Source organism: Arthrobacter sp. B6 (assembly GCF_001663775.1).
GTDB lineage: Bacteria > Actinomycetota > Actinomycetes > Actinomycetales > Micrococcaceae > Arthrobacter.
This window is the reverse complement of record NZ_KV467168.1, coordinates 208,490-224,409: the sequence shown is the minus strand read 5'-3', so window position 1 is coordinate 224,409 and position 15,920 is coordinate 208,490. Positions and strand designations below refer to the sequence as shown.

Sequence of the window (15,920 nt, the reverse complement as noted above, 5' to 3'; positions counted from 1 at the left end):
GGGCTACGACGGCCTGGAAATCGCCGTCTCCGGGGACCACCTGGACGCCTGGCGCTGGGACGAACCCGGCTACGTCGAATCCAAACTCGCTGTCCTGGACAAGTACAACCTCAAGGTCTGGGCCATCTCCAACCACCTCAAAGGCCAGGCCGTCTGCGATGACCCCATCGACTTCCGCCACGAAGCGATCGTCGGGGCGAAGGTCTGGGGCGACGGCGACCCGGAAGGTGTCCGGCAGCGTGCCGCCGAGGAAATGAAACACACCGCCCGGCTCGCCAAGGCACTGGGCGTGGACACCGTCGTCGGCTTCACCGGCTCCTCCATCTGGCAATACGTCGCCATGTTCCCGCCCGTCCCGGAAAAAGTCATCGACGCCGGCTACCAGGACTTCGCCGACCGCTGGAACCCCATCCTGGACGTCTTCGACGAATGCGGCGTCCGCTTCGCCCACGAAGTCCACCCCTCTGAGATCGCCTACGACTACTGGACCACCGTCCGGACCCTCGAAGCGATCGGCCACCGGCCCGCGTTCGGCCTGAACTGGGACCCCTCCCACATGATGTGGCAGGGCATCGACCCCGTCTCCTTCATCTGGGACTTCAAGGACCGGATCTACCACGTGGACTGCAAGGACACCAAGCTCCGCCCCACCGGCCGCAACACCGTCATGGGCTCCCACCTGGCGTGGGGCGACCCCCGCCGGGGCTGGGACTTCGTCTCCGCCGGCCGCGGCGACGTGCCCTGGGAATCCTCCTTCCGCGCCCTCGCCGCGATCGGCTACGACGGACCCATCTCGGTCGAATGGGAAGACGCCGGAATGGACCGCCTCCACGGCGCCCCCGAAGCCCTCGCAGCGCTCAAGAAATTCGATTTCCCGGCATCGCAGACAAGCTTCGACGCCGCCTTCAGCAGCAAGGACTAGAAGATCAGCCCGGGCAACGGCGATCATTACGCCTCAGAGGCGTGGCCGGCGTCCGGTTTGAGTTAAAGAGAAGCCAGAGCCGGCAGCGGTCTTGGCTTGGACGACGCTCCTCGAAAGCTGTAAAGCGGAGGTCCAATTCGTTGACCGCGGCGCCATCGTATTGCGACGTGTCGGGCTGTTGAACGACCGGCTCCTTGACACTGCGGATCATCAACAGTTCCTGGTTCAAATGAGGGTGGCATTCTGACATGGCGCCGATGGTGGGCCGGGGAGGATATCGAGACAGGTCCCGCGAAGTTTGTCGTGAGGCCAGCCCTCAATGGGGAAGTTAGTTCGAGTCCCACCTCGGGCACCAGAGATCCCCAAGCACGGATAGCCCGGCGCACGGTCCAAGCCGCGCACCGGGCTTTCCCAGGGGTCTAGCCCTTGACGGCGTCCAGCTTGAGCATCTTCGCGATGACGCTGTCCAGCTCGGAGTCGTCGAAGATCTTCTTCCAATCGTCCTTGATGATGGTGTCCTTGCCGTACTGGATGGCGATTTCGCACGCTTCGGAGAACGGGTTGGAGCCGCGCAGCGCGTTGGTGAGGGCGATCTGGACGTGGCCGAACAGCATGGCCTTGGCCGCTTCCTCGGGGACCCCGGCGGTGTGGACGGTTTCGTGCAGCGCTTCGTTGAGCAGCGTGCCGATCATGCAGGCCACGGTTTCCACCAGGGTAGGTTCCAGGATGGCGAGCTGCTTGACGGTGACCCAGTGGACGTCGATGACGGGGGCGTAGATGATGCGGATGGTGGCCTCGGCAGCTGCCTTGGTCTCTTCCGGAGCGTCCTCGTCGATCGCGGCAACCACGTTCTGCGGGGCGCCCTCGCCGCCGAAGGTGTCGGCCCACTCCTCCTTGGTGGTGCGCTCCAGGAACACCGACGGGTGGCAAGGGTGCGCAACTGCCTGGACGACGTCGTCGCGCTTGGCCAGCAGGCCGGCGTAGGCGGCGGCGGGGTCCAGGGTGAGCAGGATTGCGCCTGCCTTCATCTGGGGGACTACGCCCTGGGAGACAACGCCCAGGACGGTGTCCGGGACGGCGAGGATGACCACGTCGGCGCCCTTGACGGCGTCTTCGGTGGAGGTGATTTCGCGACCCTCGGCCTGGATGCGTTCCTGGCCTGCGGGGGAGTTCTCACTGTAGAAGACGGTGTGGCCGCTCTTCTGGAGGTTACGGGAAACGCGCATTCCCATTTTGCCACCGGCTCCGATGACGGCGACGGTCAAATTTTCTGCTGACATTTCACTTGCTCCTTAGGAATTCGATGCTTTGCTGGGTCCACTGGTTTTCGAGGCGGATCGTTTCCGCCTCGGAGTCCTGCCATGGCAGCCAGTGTTCGACGATCTGGTTGATATTTCTCTGGTGGGGCTGGAACTTGCTGACCATGTACTCGTAGTCGAGCAGGCCTTCGCCGAGCGGTGCGCCGGCCAAAGTAAAGCCGACCCACCCGTCCTTGCGGCTGAACGCGAAGTCCTTGATGTGCATGTTCAGGACATAAGGCGCGACGGCGTCAATCACCTCGCGCGGCATTTGCAGCGCCGCGACCGTGTTGGCCGGGTCGGCGCAGATGCCGAGTGACGGGCTGTCCACTGCGCGGATCACATCAAGGATCCGGGAGGTGGGCACCTGCTCGTAGGTTTCCACCGCGATCTTCACCCCGGCGGCCTCAAACTCCGGCAGCACGTCGTTGAAGATCGCCACCGCCTCCTCCGCCGTCGGGGTGTGGCCCGGGACGTTGAACATGGTCCGCAGCAGGGGCGAGCCCAGGATGCCGGCGATGTGCAGGAACTTCCGCAGATGCTCTGGACGGATGCCCTTAGTGCCGAGCTCCAGGGAGATGCCCAGCCTGTCCGCTGTGCCCCGGACAGCTTCAAGTTCGGAGTCCGCCATGGCATCCAAGGGGGCATAGTCACAGATCTGGAAGAGATCCACGCCGAGTGCCGCGGTCCGTTCAAGCGCCTGATGGATGCTGAGCGGTTCCGTGACCTTGTCCGAGAGCTGCCAGAAGAAGGCGTAGCTGCTCAGGCCAATCCGTGAGCCCTGTTCCGTGCTGTTCGTGGTGGGGGAGCTCATACCGTCACCTCCGGCGCGGCAAGCCGTGCGGCGGTCTCATCCAGGATGCTCTTCAGCGCTTCCGGGTCGTGGGCGAAGCGGCCAAGGAACAGGCCGGCGACGGCGGAGTCCAGCGTGGTGATGAGGCCGGGTCCGGCGCTGCCGCCGTAGATCACGCGGCTGTCCTTCTGGCCGGGCTGGGCACGCAGTTGCGCGTCCAGCCCGGTGATGACGGCACTGATGTACGCCGGCGTTGCAGGTTCCGGGGCGCCGATGGCCCACTGCGGCTCGTAGGCCACGATGGTCCGGCCTGCGGGTCCCAATGAACGGGCCCGGTTGAGGGCGCCGTCGATCTCGGCCGTGCACAGGGCGATGGCTTCCTCCACGGAGCCCTGCTCCAGCTCCCCGACGCACAGGATCGGCGTGAGGCCGTTGCGGTAGGCGGCAGCGGTCTTCAACCCGATGACAGTGTCGTCCTCGCCGAAGATCCGGCGGCGTTCCGCGTGGCCCACCTCGGCGTAGCGGCCGCCTAGTTCGGCCACGGTCCTGCCGCCCACTTCGCCCGTGAAGGCGCCCTCGTCTTCCCAGAAGATGTTCTGGGCTCCGGCCGCTGCTCCAGCGGCACCCAGAACGCGGGTGGCCTCGGGCAGCACCGGAAGGGTGGGCAGGACAAACAGTTCGATGTCGCCGCTCTGGACTGCCGGGTGCGCGAAGGCGATCGCGGCAACGTCGCGGCAGTAGTCCACGGAGCGCTGGTAGCCGAAGTACATCTTCAGGCTGACCCCGATGATGGCCTTCGGTTGCGCGGCGGGGTTAGCAGGAAGTGACACCCTCATAGTCCTTAATCAGGGAGACCTTTTCGGCCGAGGCGGAGGTTTCGTCGAAGGTGTAGGTAAGCCACTCGCGGGCGAGCCGGCGGGCCAGTTCCAGGCCGACGACGCGCTGTCCGAACGTGAGGACCTGGACGTTGTTGCTCAGGATGGATCGTTCAACCGAGTAGCTGTCGTGGGCGGTGACGGCGCGGACACCGGGGACCTTGTTGGCAGCGATGGCGACGCCGAGCCCGGTGCCGCAGACCAGGAGCGCACGGTCGGCCTTGCCCGCGGCGATAAGTTCGGCGGCGGCGATGGCCACTGACGGGTAGGGGGTGTGGCTGGTGGCGTCCACCCCGACATCGGTGACGGATTCCACCAGGTCGGAGGCTTCCAGGTCAGCCTTCAGGGCTTCCTTGTACTCGAAACCGGCGTCGTCGGCTCCAACAATCAGGCGCAGTTTGGCGCTCATGCTTTCTCCTTGATGGTTGTCCGCTCAATGAGCGTGTTGTGGATGGCTCGGATGATCAGCGCCATGGACACGGCACCCGCGTCCGGTGTGCCGAGGCTCTTCTCGGCGTGCGGGCGGGCCCGGCCCATGAGGGGCAACAGCTGGGCGGTGTCTTCGGCGGCCTGCTCCGCGGTCACGGCGGCGGCACTCCAGGCCTCGGTCAGGGACTGGCCTGCCTCGACGCCGGACGCCAGCGCATCCCGGAACGGGACCAGCACGTCCACCAGGGTCTTGTCGCCCGGCTTGGCCTTGCCGAAGTCCATGATCGCGGCCGCGGCGCCCGCGACTCCGGCGGCGACAGCACCGGCGTCGGGCGCTTTCGTGTCGCCTACCACGTCACCGACGGCCCGCAGGGCCATGCCCCAGAGGGCGCCGGACGTGCCGCCGGCCTTGTCAGCCCAGGCGTCCGCGGCGAAGTGCAGGGTGGTGCCGGCACCGGCACCGCGGCCGACGGCGTCCGTTGCGGCCTCGACGGCGGCGCGGACACCGCGCTCCATGCCGATGCCGTGGTCACCGTCGCCGGCGATCGCATCGATCCGCCCCAGTTCGTCAGCGTTGGCGTCCACCACCGCTTTCGCGGCACCCAGGGCCGCGAGGACGCGGGCGGCCCCGGCGCGAGACTCGGCCGTTGCGTCCGGGATGGAAAGCTCGACGCCGGCAGTGTCGCCGTCGTACATTGCGCTGTCGGATGCTTCCAGTGCGGCCGCCGTGACGGCACCGCGGCGGAAGGCCGGGGCGTCGGCGGGGGCGTTCCAGAGGGTCTCGAGTTCGTCGTCGAGCCAGAACAGGGTCAGGGAAGTGCCGGCCATGTCGAAGCTCGTGACGAGCTCACCTACCTGCGGGTCTACCGCTTCCAGGCCCGCTTCGGCGAGGAGCTGGGCGACGCGGCGGTAGACGACGAACAGCTCCTCGTACTTGACGCTGCCCAAGCCGTTCAGGATGGGGACGACCCTGGCGCCGCCGGCGTCCAGCCCTTCGGGGATTTCGGTGAGGAGCTTTGCGACCAGCAACTCTGCGAGCCCATCCGCCGTCGGGATGTCCGTCTCATCGATGCCCGGTTCACCGTGGATGCCCATGCCAACAGCCATGCGGCCCTCGGGCACGGAGAAGAGCGGGTGGTCGGCGCCCGGCAGGGTGCAGCCGGTGAAGGCGACGCCGAAGGAGCGGGTGCGGTCGTTGGCGCGTTCAGCGATGTCCACCGTGGCGTCCATGGAGTAGCCGGCTTCCGCTGCGGCGGCGGCCACCTTGAAGACGGTCAGGTCGCCGGCGATGCCGCGGCGCTTGGCGCGCTCGGCGAGCGGGGCGGAGGAAACGTCGTCGGTGACGGCGATGCTGCGGCAGTCGATGCCTTCCTTGCGGAGGCGGTCCTGGGCCTGGTTGAAGTGCAGGACGTCGCCGGCGTAGTTGCCGTAGCCCAGGAGTACGCCGCCGCCGTGGTCCGCTGCCTTGGCCACGTTGTAGACCTGCTGCGCGGACGGGGAAGCGAACAGGTTTCCCATTGCGGCGCCGTGCGCCAGGCCTTGGCCCACCAGCCCGGCGAAGGCCGGGTAATGGCCGGAGCCCCCGCCGATCACCAGCGCCACCGTGTCCGGTGTGCTCTGGGTGTTGCGGACCACGCCGCCGGAAACGCGCTTTACCCAGCGGCCGTGGGATGCGACAAAGCCCTCGATCATTTCGTCAGCGAATGCTGCGGGTTCGTTGAACAGGCGGGTCATGGAAAGCTCCTGGAGTTATTGCTCGCTCCGATGGACCGGCCACCGGTTAATTGAATTGGTGCGGGGGCGTCCGCGGGTAGGGCGGACGCCCCCGGGTTGTTACGGCTCGGCGTGGTGTCCGGCTCCTGCCGGGTCCAGGGCCTCGGCGGGGATGCCTTCGCTGACCTTGCCGGCGCGGCTCAGCGCCACCATGAGGACCGAGGAAAGGAGCATGAAGCCGCCCACCACGAACATCGGTACCGTGTAGTCACCTGTCAGGTCTTTGAGCCAGCCGGTGATGTAGCCGGCACTGAAGCCTGCCAGGTTGCCAATCGTGTTGATCAGGGCGATGCCTGCGGCGGCTGCTGCGCCGGTCAGGAACTGGGTGGGTACCGTCCAGAAGTTGGGCAGGGCCGCGAAGATGGACATAGCCGTGATGGTGATGACGGCGATGGTGGCCGCCGGGGAGCCGGCGAACAGTGCCAGCGGGATACTCAGGCCGCCGATGAGGGCCGGGAGTGCGATGTGCCAGGTTTTGACGCCGCGCTTGGTGGCGTCCTTGGACCAGAAGTACAGGGCGAAGGCCGCCGGCAGGTACGGGATCGCGGTGATCAGGCCCTTCTGAAGGACATCGAACTTGGTGCCGTAGATGCCTTCGAAGCCCGCGATGATGGTGGGCAGGAAGAAACCGAGGGCGTAGAGGCCGTAGATGAAGCCGAAGTAGATGGCCGAGAGCATCCAGACGCGGCCGTTGCCGAACACGGTGCGGACGCTGACGTGCTTGTTGCTGGCCGCGGTTTCCTTCTTTTCCGTCTCCAGGGCGCCGGTCAGCCAGGTCTTCTCTTCCTGCGTCAGCCATTTGGCCTTGGCGGGGGAATCAGCCAGGTAGAACCAGGCGATGATGCCGACGATGATGGCGGGGATGGCCACGCCGAAGAACATGACGCGCCAGCCCTCAAGTCCGAAGAGTCCGTGCTGCTGGATGAGGAGGCCGGCCAGAGGGGCACCGATCACGGTGGTCAGCGGCTGGGCAAGGTAGAACAGCGCGAGGATCTTGCTGCGGTGCCGGGACGGGACCCAGAGGCTCAGGAAGAGGATGGCACCGGGGAAGAAGCCGGCCTCGGCCACGCCAAGGATGAAGCGCAGGACGTAAAGCTGCTCCACGTTGCCGACCCAGGTGAACAGGAGGGAGACGATGCCCCAACTGACCATGATGCGGGCTAGCCAGCGGCGGGCACCGAACTTGTGCAGGGCCAGGTTGCTGGGAACTTCCAGCAGGATGTAGCCGATGAAGAAGACGCCTGAAGCGAAGCCAAACTGGGCTGCCGAGAGGGCGAGATCCGTGTTCATGCCGTTGGGGCCAGCGAACGAGATGGCCGTGCGGTCCAAGTAATTGATGAAGAACATCAGGGCGACGAACGGCACAAGCCGGATCGCCACTTTCCTGATTGCGGATTTTTCGACCACCGATTGTGTGGTGTCCACGTTGACTCCTAGATGTTGATGTTCCCGGCTGCGTCCGTCACTGGAGGCTGGGGGGTCGGTTAGCTCGCCGGAAAGCATGGGGGATCATCCGGCGGCTAAAGCATGTGACCTCCACGATACGAGGGAAATGTAAATTGGTCAACCGGTTGACGTGTTCCTTTTCGCGAGTTCGCCATGGCTGCTGGCAGCGGGCCCGGTTGCTACGCTTGGAATGTGTCCATAAACTCCGCCGCGTCGACGGCCAAGATCAGCGCAGCACTCGGTTCCGTGGGCCAAGGCTCCGTTGTCTCCGAAGTCGCCGAGCGCCTGCTGGCCTACTTCACCAGCGGTGATATCGCCGTCGGCACCCGGCTTCCGGCGGAGCGTCAGCTGGCCGCATCCCTGGGTGTTGGCCGTTCTGCCGTGCGGGAGGCACTCGCCGCGCTGGAGATCCTGGGAATTGTGATTGTCCGCCCCGGTTCGGGCACTTACCTCCGGGACGGCATCTCCGAACTCCTGCCCCGCACACTGAGCTGGGGAATGATGCTGGGCGCACCCCGGACCCGCGAACTGGTGGAACTGCGGAGCGGCCTGGAGGTGCAGGCCGCGCAACTTGCGGCCGGCCGGATCACCGATGAGGCGCTGGACCGCATGCGGGACAACCTGGCCACCATGGCCGAGACCCTCAACGACCTGGCTGCCTTCGTGGAGGCCGATGCCGCATTCCACCGCGAAATCGCCGAAGGCTCCGGAAACCAGGTCCTGCAGGAACTGCTGCAGAGCATCCGGTCCCTGCTCCGGATCTGGGTGGACCGCGCCCTGACCGACGAGGGCCATGCGGCGGCCGCATTGAAAGAGCACACTGAAATATTCAGCGCCCTGGAGGCGCGTGACGCTGAGGCCGTCACCAGAACCATGCGCTCGCACATGATGACCGCGTCCAGGCGGCTGCTCGCCGGATTCGATGCCTCGCAGTAACTTTCGGGGCTAACTCCTTCGGGGAACTGTCTCGACCAATCATTGGTCAACCGGTTGACTTGTTATGCGCAGCAATTCCATAATCAGGTATGGCCTGCCTCACAGGTCCTCTTTGAGTTTGCTTTAGCGACGCCGGCCATCCGGGCCATAGAGCCCGGGCAGGCAGAGAGCAGTGATGTGTCTTCCCAGCCCCTGACCGGTAAGCCGGAACAGTCCCCTTCCCTCCAGGCCCGCCTTGCACCTCCGCTCCGGGTCCTCTCCGCTGGACCGTGGACTGCCCGGCTTGTGGGCGACGAACTCGCACACGTCAGCTATGCGGGCAGGGAGGTCCTGCGGGCTGTCAAAGCCGTAGTCCGTGACCACGATTGGCGGACTCCGGAGGCCTCGGTTCGAAACGTCGAGATCAAGCGGGACGACGCCGGCCTGCAGGCACGCTGGACCGTGGCGTTTGCCGGGTACGGCGTGGAGTATTACGGCGTACTGACGGCAACCTTTACCTCCGCCGCGGTGGAGATTGCCTTCGAAGGCACTGCGGCCCACGCTTTCCGCAGAAACCGGATTGGATTGGTGGTACTCCACCCTCCGGCTGAGGCCGGCCGGGAAATCACGGTGGAACACCCCGACGGCGGCAGCACAGCCGCGCAGTTCCCTTACGGCATCAGCCCGCACCAGCCCTTTACGGACATCGCGGCACTTGAGTGGGCGGACGCCGGTACCGCTTTCCGTCTTTCGTTCACCGGTGACGTCTTTGAGACGGAGGACCAGCGGAACTGGACGGATGCGTCCTTCAAGACGTACAGCACGCCGCTGTCGCTGCCGTTCCCGGTGGACGTGGCTGCCGGGGACTCTGTGCGGCAGTCCGTTCTCGTGGAAGCCGCCACGCTGGAGCCGCAGGCTGTGGAAGCGGCTGCCGTGGCTGCCCGCGTGGAGGCTTCCAGTGTGCCCGCGGTGGTTTCGGCGCGGATTGGCGGTGAAGCCGGGCGGGTTCCGGCATTGGCTGTGGGGGCCGGGTCGCAGCCTGGGTTGTTGCCTGCGATCCCCGGGCTCGACGCCGTTGTGGTTGAACTTGTCGAAGGACAGGGCGAGGCTGCCCGATCGCACTGGGCAGGCCAGCTGGAGGCCGCGGCGGCCGCCGCCTCCACCCACGGAGCCGGGCTGGACATCCGGGCAGTGACCATGGACCCGGTTGGCGCGGTCGCAGACCTCGCAGCTTATTTGCCGCAAGCCAAGCGACTCGCGGTGTTCCATCCTGCCAGCCACGTCACTGAGCCGGACACATGGCCGGAGCTCAAGGAATCGGCGCGTGCCGCCGGGTTTAGCGGAAGCCTCCTGGCCGGAACCCGGGCGCATTTTACGGAACTGAACCGGGAGATCGGCCGCACGCCGTCGGACTCCGACGCCCTCACGTTCAGCATCACGCCCCAGATGCACAGTACAAGCCCCGCGCACATCATCGACAGCGTGCCAATGCAGCGGCTCGTGGCCCGGAACGCGCTGCGCCTGGGCGGCGGACGACCCGTCCACGTTGGTCCTGTGACGCTGCTGCCGCGGTTCAACGCCGTGGCCACGTCCAGCGCCGGCACCCAGGCCGAAGCTGATGAACTCCAGGGCGAGCCGTTCACCGCCGCGTGGACGCTGGCGAGTCTCAATGCGCTGACCATGGACGGGGTAGCGTCCGTCAGCTACTTCGAGGCATCCGGCCCAACGGGCATTTGCGGCGCCGATGGCCAGCTGAATCCGGCCGGTGAACTACTGAAGGAGCTCGCCGGGCTGCGGGACTCTGTGGTGTTGTCGGTCCACGCCCATGCGCGGCCGGTGGCGCTCTACCCTGTGCAGGCGCCGGCTGGCATTGTCGTTTTCGCCGGCAATCTCTCCGGCTCGGCCATCGCCGTGGACGTCCGGCTTCCGGACGGCGTGGGCGCTGGCGGCGCCACGTGGGCCGCTTTCGGGCAGGAGACCTCCGCTGCCATCGGCTTCAGTGCCAATGACGACGGCGACCCCGCAGTGGGGCGGCTGGCGCTCGGACCCTGGTCCGCCGGCGTCGTGCGTTTCCCGGACATCAAGTTTCCGGCACCGAACTGAACCACCCCGTCTCGTTTTGCTGCGCCCTTCAGCCGGCGGGGCCACCTATGTGAAAGGAGACGCGGCCACCGGCGCTGCCGCCGCGCACGCCCTGCTGATGGACATCTCGGACGAAGCGAGTGTGGCTGCTGCCTACGCCGAGGTTGCCGGGCAGGCCATTGGCGACGACCCCGTCATCCGTGCTGGCCTGGTGAATTCCACGATGCTCCGTCCCGGGACAGCCGCCGACGTGGAGGGCATCATGGTCTTCCTCGCCAGCGACGACTCGGCCTACGCGCCGGCGCGGTTTTCACCGTGGACGGCGGCCTGGCAGCGCTGTAGTCCCGGTTACTCGGACTCACATAAACGCCCAGGGGTGACGCACGCCCGTATGTGATGGGTACTGACGAGGCCTTCAAACTCGTCGGCGTGGCAGCCGGCGACGTCACTCTAGGGGACAGCGCTGGGGCCTTTGGGACGCACCTCGTCAAACCTAAGCCATGCGTTGGCCTGCAGCTCGGAGCTGCTCAAGGGGGCAATAAAGAGTGTGTACATAGTCCACACTCTTGGCCTCGTGCCGGGTCGGACAGCCCTCGAACTGCCTCGGATGCCGCATGTTTTCTGGAGTCCCAGTTTTTGCAGGGGATGGAATGCGGTTTGAGTCCCACCTCGGGCACAGTAGATCCCCTTTGTCAGAAGGTCTTTGCTTTAAAGTGTCTACAAGGCTTGTGGCGTCACCGACGCCAGTGCGCGGGGGCTGTGGACTGGCTCCCGCGATGGCCTTTGTGGGTGTGTGGGCGGCGGGTTCAAGTCTGTGGCTAGTGGCCTTCCGCCTGCTGCGGACTGGGCTTATATGCGTTCCTCCCTCGGTTTGTTGTGGTTGTCCGTGGGTGTCCAACACTTATTCATGGTTCTGGATTCTTTCGCAGCATGATTATCTTCAGGATCTTCCTGGGCTGACTGTTCCTGCGGTCTAGGGGAGCGGCGGCAGCCAGTTAGGCACGCCAAAGGGGGTGGACTGTCCCAATTCTGAATCTGCGTGAGTTGTAGAAGGGGTGTTCCCAGGGCTGGCCCGTGCCGTTAGGGTGATCACGGGCGGTGCCGATGAAGGATCGCCCGGTTGGGCGATCAGGTGCCAGTAACGGAGCTGATCCTAGCGATTCGATTCTCGGGAGGAAGCATGACCAGTCCAGAGCAGGATCCAAGCCAGCAGGAAGGCCCCGCGGACGGTGGCGCGGCCGGTGTCCCAGGCATGCATGATGGGGGTGCCGACGGTGGAGCTGACAGCGGTGCCGACGGTGGAGCTGACAGCGGTGCCGATGGCGGAGCTGACAGCGGTGCCGACGGAGGAGCTGACAGCGGTGCCGACGGAGGAGCCGATGGCGGAGCTGACAGCGGTGCCGACGGAGGAGCCGATGGCGGAGCTGACAGCGGTGCCGACGGAGGAGCTGACAGCGGTGCCGACGGTGGTGCCGATGGTGGAGCCGATGGGGGAGCCGCAGAACGGGGCATCTAAATTTTGAGAACAACCCGCACTCACTTTCAGGACCCCGACGCCTTGGAAAGCGGCGGGGTCCTGGAGACACGCCTGATTGAGATTGGCCGTGAGAGGTTCGCCGACGACGTCTGGGGGCGCACGGCCCTGCTCACGCGTGGCGCAAGCGACTTCTCCGATCTGTTCTCTGCCGAGGCCGTCGACGAATTGATCTCGCGCCGGGGACTGCGTACACCTTTTCTCCGCGTTGCCAAGGGCGGCACAACATTTCCCGACTCGTCATTCACCTCACCAGCCGGCGTCGGCGCCACCATCTCTGACCAGCTCGACGACACAGCGCTCTGGCGCAAATTCGCGGACGGTGCCACGCTCGTGCTGCAGGCTCTGCACCGCACCTGGGAGCCGGTCGCGGACTTCAGCAGCAGGCTAAGCACCGAGCTCGGACATCCGGTGCAGGCCAATGCCTACATCACGCCGCCTCAGAACCGTGGGTTCGACGATCACTACGACGTGCACGACGTCTTCGTCCTGCAGATCGGGGGGACAAAGCGCTGGATCATCCATGAGCCGGTTCACACGGACCCGTTGCGTGATCAACCCTGGACCGATCGCCGCTCCACCGTGGCCGAGGCCGCGAAAGGCGAGGCCTATATCAACACGGTGCTTGAGCCAGGGGATGTCCTTTACCTGCCGCGTGGCTGGTTGCATGCCGCGCAGGCGCAGGGCGAGGTCTCCATCCACCTCACGCTGGGAATCCACAGTTGGACCCGCTATGCATTGGCAGAACAGCTCGCCCAGGCCGCGCTGGCAGCGCTGTCCGACGATCCCGAGATGCGCCGGACATTGCCCTTGGGCGTCGACGGACCAAACGGGGAAATCGACGTCGTCCGTGAACGGCTCGTCGCAGCCGTCGCTGCGGCTGAAACGAGTTCTTTGTTTCACCGCGCCCGGCGAGCACAGGGCCGCCCGGCACCGCTGGGACCGCTGGCCCAGCTCGCGGCGGTCGACGGCCTAAGCCCCGCGTCTGTGGTCCGGCTTCGCGATGCGCTGGAAGCACGGCTGGAGGGATCGCGCCTTACTACGCGCGTGGGTTGGCTCGACTTCCCAGCGACCGATCTGCCTTCTGTAACGTGCCTGCTCGACGGGGAGATTCACATCGCGAGGGATCTCGGCGTCGAACTCGTTGAAAGACTGTTGCGCGCGGGGGTCCTCGTTCCCGTTGAACAGTGATCTAGACAGTGACTTCGCCGCGGTGGGGGCCACGGAGCGCTTCTTCTGCTCTGAGGCCGCCCGGTTGCGCGGTGACCCTATTGCAGGGACAGCGTCGCACGGCGTCGTCTGGGTCCTCATCGAGTACCGGGGCGGGTGGCCTCCTAACGGCTTCGAGGGGCTTGGTCTCGAGCCCGAGACCAAAGCACTCGTGCTCTCCGCCGCGAAGGCGGCGCGGGCGCGGGTGCTGCTGGTGAGACGGCCCGGCCCCCGCCGCCGTGAGGGTCAATCCAATTGGGCGGTGCTGCACCATGACGATTCTGGCGCCTATCGTCAGCAATGGGGAAACTGGGGCAAGGATGAGGATTTGGCGGAGGTTGCCAGTGCCCTCAGCCTCCGCGGAACGCTCGGCTATCCGCCCGTCATCCTGGTCTGCACTCACAGTCAACATGACCAATGCTGTGCCGTGTGGGGACGGCCCGTGGGACGTGCGCTGAGTGAGCGGTGGCCGGAGATGGTGTGGGAATGTTCGCATGTAGGAGGTGACAGGTTCGCAGCCAACGTCGTGGTTGCACCCGACGGTGTCTACTACGGAAATCTGGACGTCGAGTCGTCCGTCGCCACGATCGAAGATCACCTCGCGGGCCGTATCCGCGCGGAGTATTTGCGCGGATACACGGATCTCTTCCCAGCACAGCAGACCGCTGTCGGGGCCACGCTCAGGCGTTTCGGTCCGGCCGGCCGGAATGACTACAGGGTGGTCGAGACCTCCCGCGACGGTGATCATTGGCGGATCCACATTACCGGCAGCCCGCCTCACCCGGCGCGTATCGACGTCGAACTGCGTGCTCACAGAGGCCCGCCGTGCCGGTTGACCTGCCGCGGACCGGCAATGAGCTCGGCCATGGTCTACGAGCTCATTTCGATCCGCGCGGTCTAAAGGACGGTTTACCGAAGGCGATCCAACCTCATTCTGACGATGCCTAAGTAACGGCCTGAGGTCAGGTTACGGGGTAGTTCCGGCTGACAGGCGGCAAGCCTGACGGCGATAGGTGAAAGTTCTTGCGTCAGCGGGGCAGGAGCAGGCGGATTTGGGTCCTGATGTCCTGGACAACGTCGTCGACCCGAAGAGCGGGATCCGCACTCACTGCCATGCTGACGAACATGATGGCCGAAGCGATGCGTGCGGTTGTTGCGGCATCATCGGCATTGAGAAGTTCATTCCGGCCCAGGACGGCGGCGATAGCCTCCTCGGTCTGCGCGACGATGGACAGGGCTTCACTGTGGTGGGGCTCCGTCGGGTCCCCGAAGACCATCTCGCGCAGGTAGGTGCGCCCATTGTCGACCTGGACGCGGTTGCACTCCACGATCGGCCGCACGAGGGCCATCACTGCATCCAGTGCATCCAGGATGGTTTCAGCATTAGCCCGGCCCTGCTCCAGCGCTTTCGCGTAGTGCGCGTTCTGCACGAGCAGGAGGAGTTCTCCCTTGGTCTTTGCGTAAAGGAACAGGGTTCCGGTGCCGATATCGGCCTTGTCGGCGATTTGCTGAGTTGTGACATCCTCGACCCCATGTTCGGCGAACAGCTCACTGGCCGCGGCAGTGATGCGGTCCAGCTTCTCCTGCTTATTCCGCTCGCGTCGTCCGAGCGGCTGGGGTGGCACGGGCATGAAGATTCCTCCGGAACGTAAACTGACTGGACTCAGCTATGACTATAACGACCGCGGAGATCCGCGGCACCCCAACCTGTCTACTTCTCGCAGTGGGAAGGCTTGACCGTGTTTCTGGAAGTTCTGAACGTTCAGTTGGCGAGGAATTCGACAGCGGCCGGGGCGAACTTGTCGTGGTGCTGGAAGATGCCGCCGTGGCCCGAGTCGGGGTAGATGATCAGTTCAGACCCCTTGATGCGCCGGTGCAAGTCCGTTGAGAGGCGGGATGGCACCATGCGGTCGTTGTCGCCGTTGGCGATGAGAGTGGGGTGCCTGAGCGTGGACAGGTCCGACGGGGCGGAGCGGCCGAACGCTTGGATTGCCTTCAGCTGCGTTTGGAATGCACGGGTGCTGATCGGCTCGTCACGGTTGACGGTGCGCTCCTGGAGTCGCTTGATGAACGCTTTCGCTGCTGGTTTGCCGGTGGCGTTGCGGTTGAAGAAGAGGAACTCCTTGGGGTCGGACCTTGTCAGGGTTGCGCGGATGATGTCCCAGTAGGTGGTGCCGACGACCTTGTCGATGCCCTTTCCTCCCCGCGGGCCAGTCCCGGTGAGCACGAGCTTGCCGACAAGGTCGGGATGTTTGAGGGCCAGGTCCTGGGCGATCATGCCGCCCAGGGAGAAGGAGAAAACGTCGATTCTTTCAAACCCGAGGGCCTTGATGAAGGTGTAGGCGTCGTCGGCCATTGCCTCGACGCTATGGGGAACCTGCCCGGTGGAGGCGCCGACGCCTGGCTGGTCGAAGGTGATGACGTGGCGGTTTTCAGCAATGGGGTCGATGATGCGGGGATCCCAGTTATCCAATGTGGCGGCGAGGTGCACGAAGAAGACGACGGGGATGCCGCCCTTGGGTCCCAGCTCGCGGTATGCGTAGGTGGTGTCACCGGTGGTGAGGGCTTTAGTAGGTGCTTTGGCATATGAGGTAACGAGGGACTCGTGCGGGGTGCCGGTGCTGTCCATGGCGGTTTGTTCTCC

At 65.3% G+C, this 15,920-nt stretch carries 15 protein-coding genes; 6 read left to right on the top strand and 9 right to left on the bottom strand.

Annotated features, from left to right (window positions below; translation table 11 throughout):
* A partial coding sequence (locus AU175_RS00960) for a sugar phosphate isomerase/epimerase family protein (RefSeq protein WP_231938411.1) occupies positions 1–922 on the top strand: 922 nt, incomplete at its 5' end.
* Positions 923–1,341: 419 nt separating this feature from the next.
* On the opposite strand, the gene AU175_RS00955 is transcribed toward AU175_RS00960, so the two are convergent.
* The 6 genes from AU175_RS00955 to AU175_RS00930 all read right to left on the bottom strand — a co-directional run bounded on the left by AU175_RS00955 (position 1,342) and on the right by AU175_RS00930 (position 7,515).
* Positions 1,342–2,202 (bottom strand): phosphogluconate dehydrogenase C-terminal domain-containing protein, encoded by an 861-nt coding sequence (locus AU175_RS00955; RefSeq protein WP_066285202.1) that lies wholly within the window; start codon positions 2,200–2,202, stop codon positions 1,342–1,344.
* 1 nt (position 2,203) lies between these two features.
* The gene (locus AU175_RS00950) at positions 2,204–3,034 is read right to left on the bottom strand and encodes a sugar phosphate isomerase/epimerase family protein (RefSeq protein ID WP_066285200.1); all 831 of its coding nucleotides are present in this window, start codon (positions 3,032–3,034) and stop codon (positions 2,204–2,206) included.
* Entirely contained in the window at positions 3,031–3,843 is an 813-nt protein-coding gene (locus tag AU175_RS00945; RefSeq protein WP_231938410.1) for a triose-phosphate isomerase family protein, read from the bottom strand. The genes AU175_RS00950 and AU175_RS00945 overlap by 4 nt, the downstream gene beginning before the upstream one ends.
* A complete protein-coding gene (locus tag AU175_RS00940) occupies positions 3,827–4,297 on the bottom strand; it encodes a ribose-5-phosphate isomerase (RefSeq protein ID WP_066285194.1) in 471 nt (156 codons plus the stop codon). The genes AU175_RS00945 and AU175_RS00940 overlap by 17 nt, the downstream gene beginning before the upstream one ends.
* Positions 4,294–6,051: a dihydroxyacetone kinase family protein gene (locus tag AU175_RS00935; protein ID WP_066285188.1), complete on the bottom strand. Its 1,758-nt coding sequence runs from the start codon at positions 6,049–6,051 to the stop codon at positions 4,294–4,296. The genes AU175_RS00940 and AU175_RS00935 overlap by 4 nt, the downstream gene beginning before the upstream one ends.
* Positions 6,052–6,150: 99 nt before the next feature.
* Positions 6,151–7,515, bottom strand: a complete 1,365-nt coding sequence (locus tag AU175_RS00930; RefSeq protein ID WP_066285186.1) for an MFS transporter — start codon at positions 7,513–7,515, stop codon at positions 6,151–6,153.
* A gap of 213 nt (positions 7,516–7,728) precedes the next feature.
* On the opposite strand from AU175_RS00930, the gene AU175_RS00925 reads away from it, so the two are divergent.
* From AU175_RS00925 to AU175_RS22125, 3 genes are all read left to right on the top strand, one after another.
* Positions 7,729–8,472, top strand: a complete 744-nt coding sequence (locus tag AU175_RS00925) for a FadR/GntR family transcriptional regulator (protein ID WP_066285185.1) — start codon at positions 7,729–7,731, stop codon at positions 8,470–8,472.
* Between the two features lie 177 nt (positions 8,473–8,649).
* Entirely contained in the window at positions 8,650–10,554 is a 1,905-nt protein-coding gene (locus tag AU175_RS00920) for a hypothetical protein (RefSeq protein WP_066285183.1), read from the top strand.
* 49 nt (positions 10,555–10,603) lie between these two features.
* A complete protein-coding gene (locus AU175_RS22125; RefSeq protein ID WP_231938409.1) occupies positions 10,604–10,930 on the top strand; it encodes a hypothetical protein in 327 nt (108 codons plus the stop codon).
* Positions 10,931–11,686: 756 nt separating this feature from the next.
* On the opposite strand, the gene AU175_RS21915 is transcribed toward AU175_RS22125, so the two are convergent.
* Complete coding sequence (locus AU175_RS21915) at positions 11,687–12,073, bottom strand: hypothetical protein (RefSeq protein ID WP_066285180.1); 387 nt, start codon at positions 12,071–12,073, stop codon at positions 11,687–11,689.
* 18 nt (positions 12,074–12,091) lie between these two features.
* Between AU175_RS21915 and AU175_RS00905 the strand changes: the two genes are divergently transcribed.
* Positions 12,092–13,258: a cupin domain-containing protein gene (locus tag AU175_RS00905; protein WP_082978935.1), complete on the top strand. Its 1,167-nt coding sequence runs from the start codon at positions 12,092–12,094 to the stop codon at positions 13,256–13,258.
* The gene (locus tag AU175_RS00900; RefSeq protein WP_331711930.1) at positions 13,248–14,177 is read left to right on the top strand and encodes a sucrase ferredoxin; all 930 of its coding nucleotides are present in this window, start codon (positions 13,248–13,250) and stop codon (positions 14,175–14,177) included. Before AU175_RS00905 ends, AU175_RS00900 begins: the two co-directional genes overlap by 11 nt.
* 127 nt (positions 14,178–14,304) lie before the next feature.
* Here the strand turns inward: AU175_RS00900 and AU175_RS00895 are convergent, their stop codons facing one another.
* Together AU175_RS00895 and AU175_RS00890 are read right to left on the bottom strand one after the other, a co-directional pair.
* Positions 14,305–14,907 carry a TetR/AcrR family transcriptional regulator gene (locus AU175_RS00895; RefSeq protein WP_066285177.1) on the bottom strand — a complete coding sequence of 201 codons (603 nt, stop codon included), beginning with the start codon at positions 14,905–14,907 and terminating at the stop codon, positions 14,305–14,307.
* A gap of 131 nt (positions 14,908–15,038) precedes the next feature.
* Entirely contained in the window at positions 15,039–15,905 is an 867-nt protein-coding gene (locus AU175_RS00890) for an alpha/beta fold hydrolase (RefSeq protein WP_066285175.1), read from the bottom strand.
* Between the last annotated feature and the right edge of the window lie 15 nt (positions 15,906–15,920).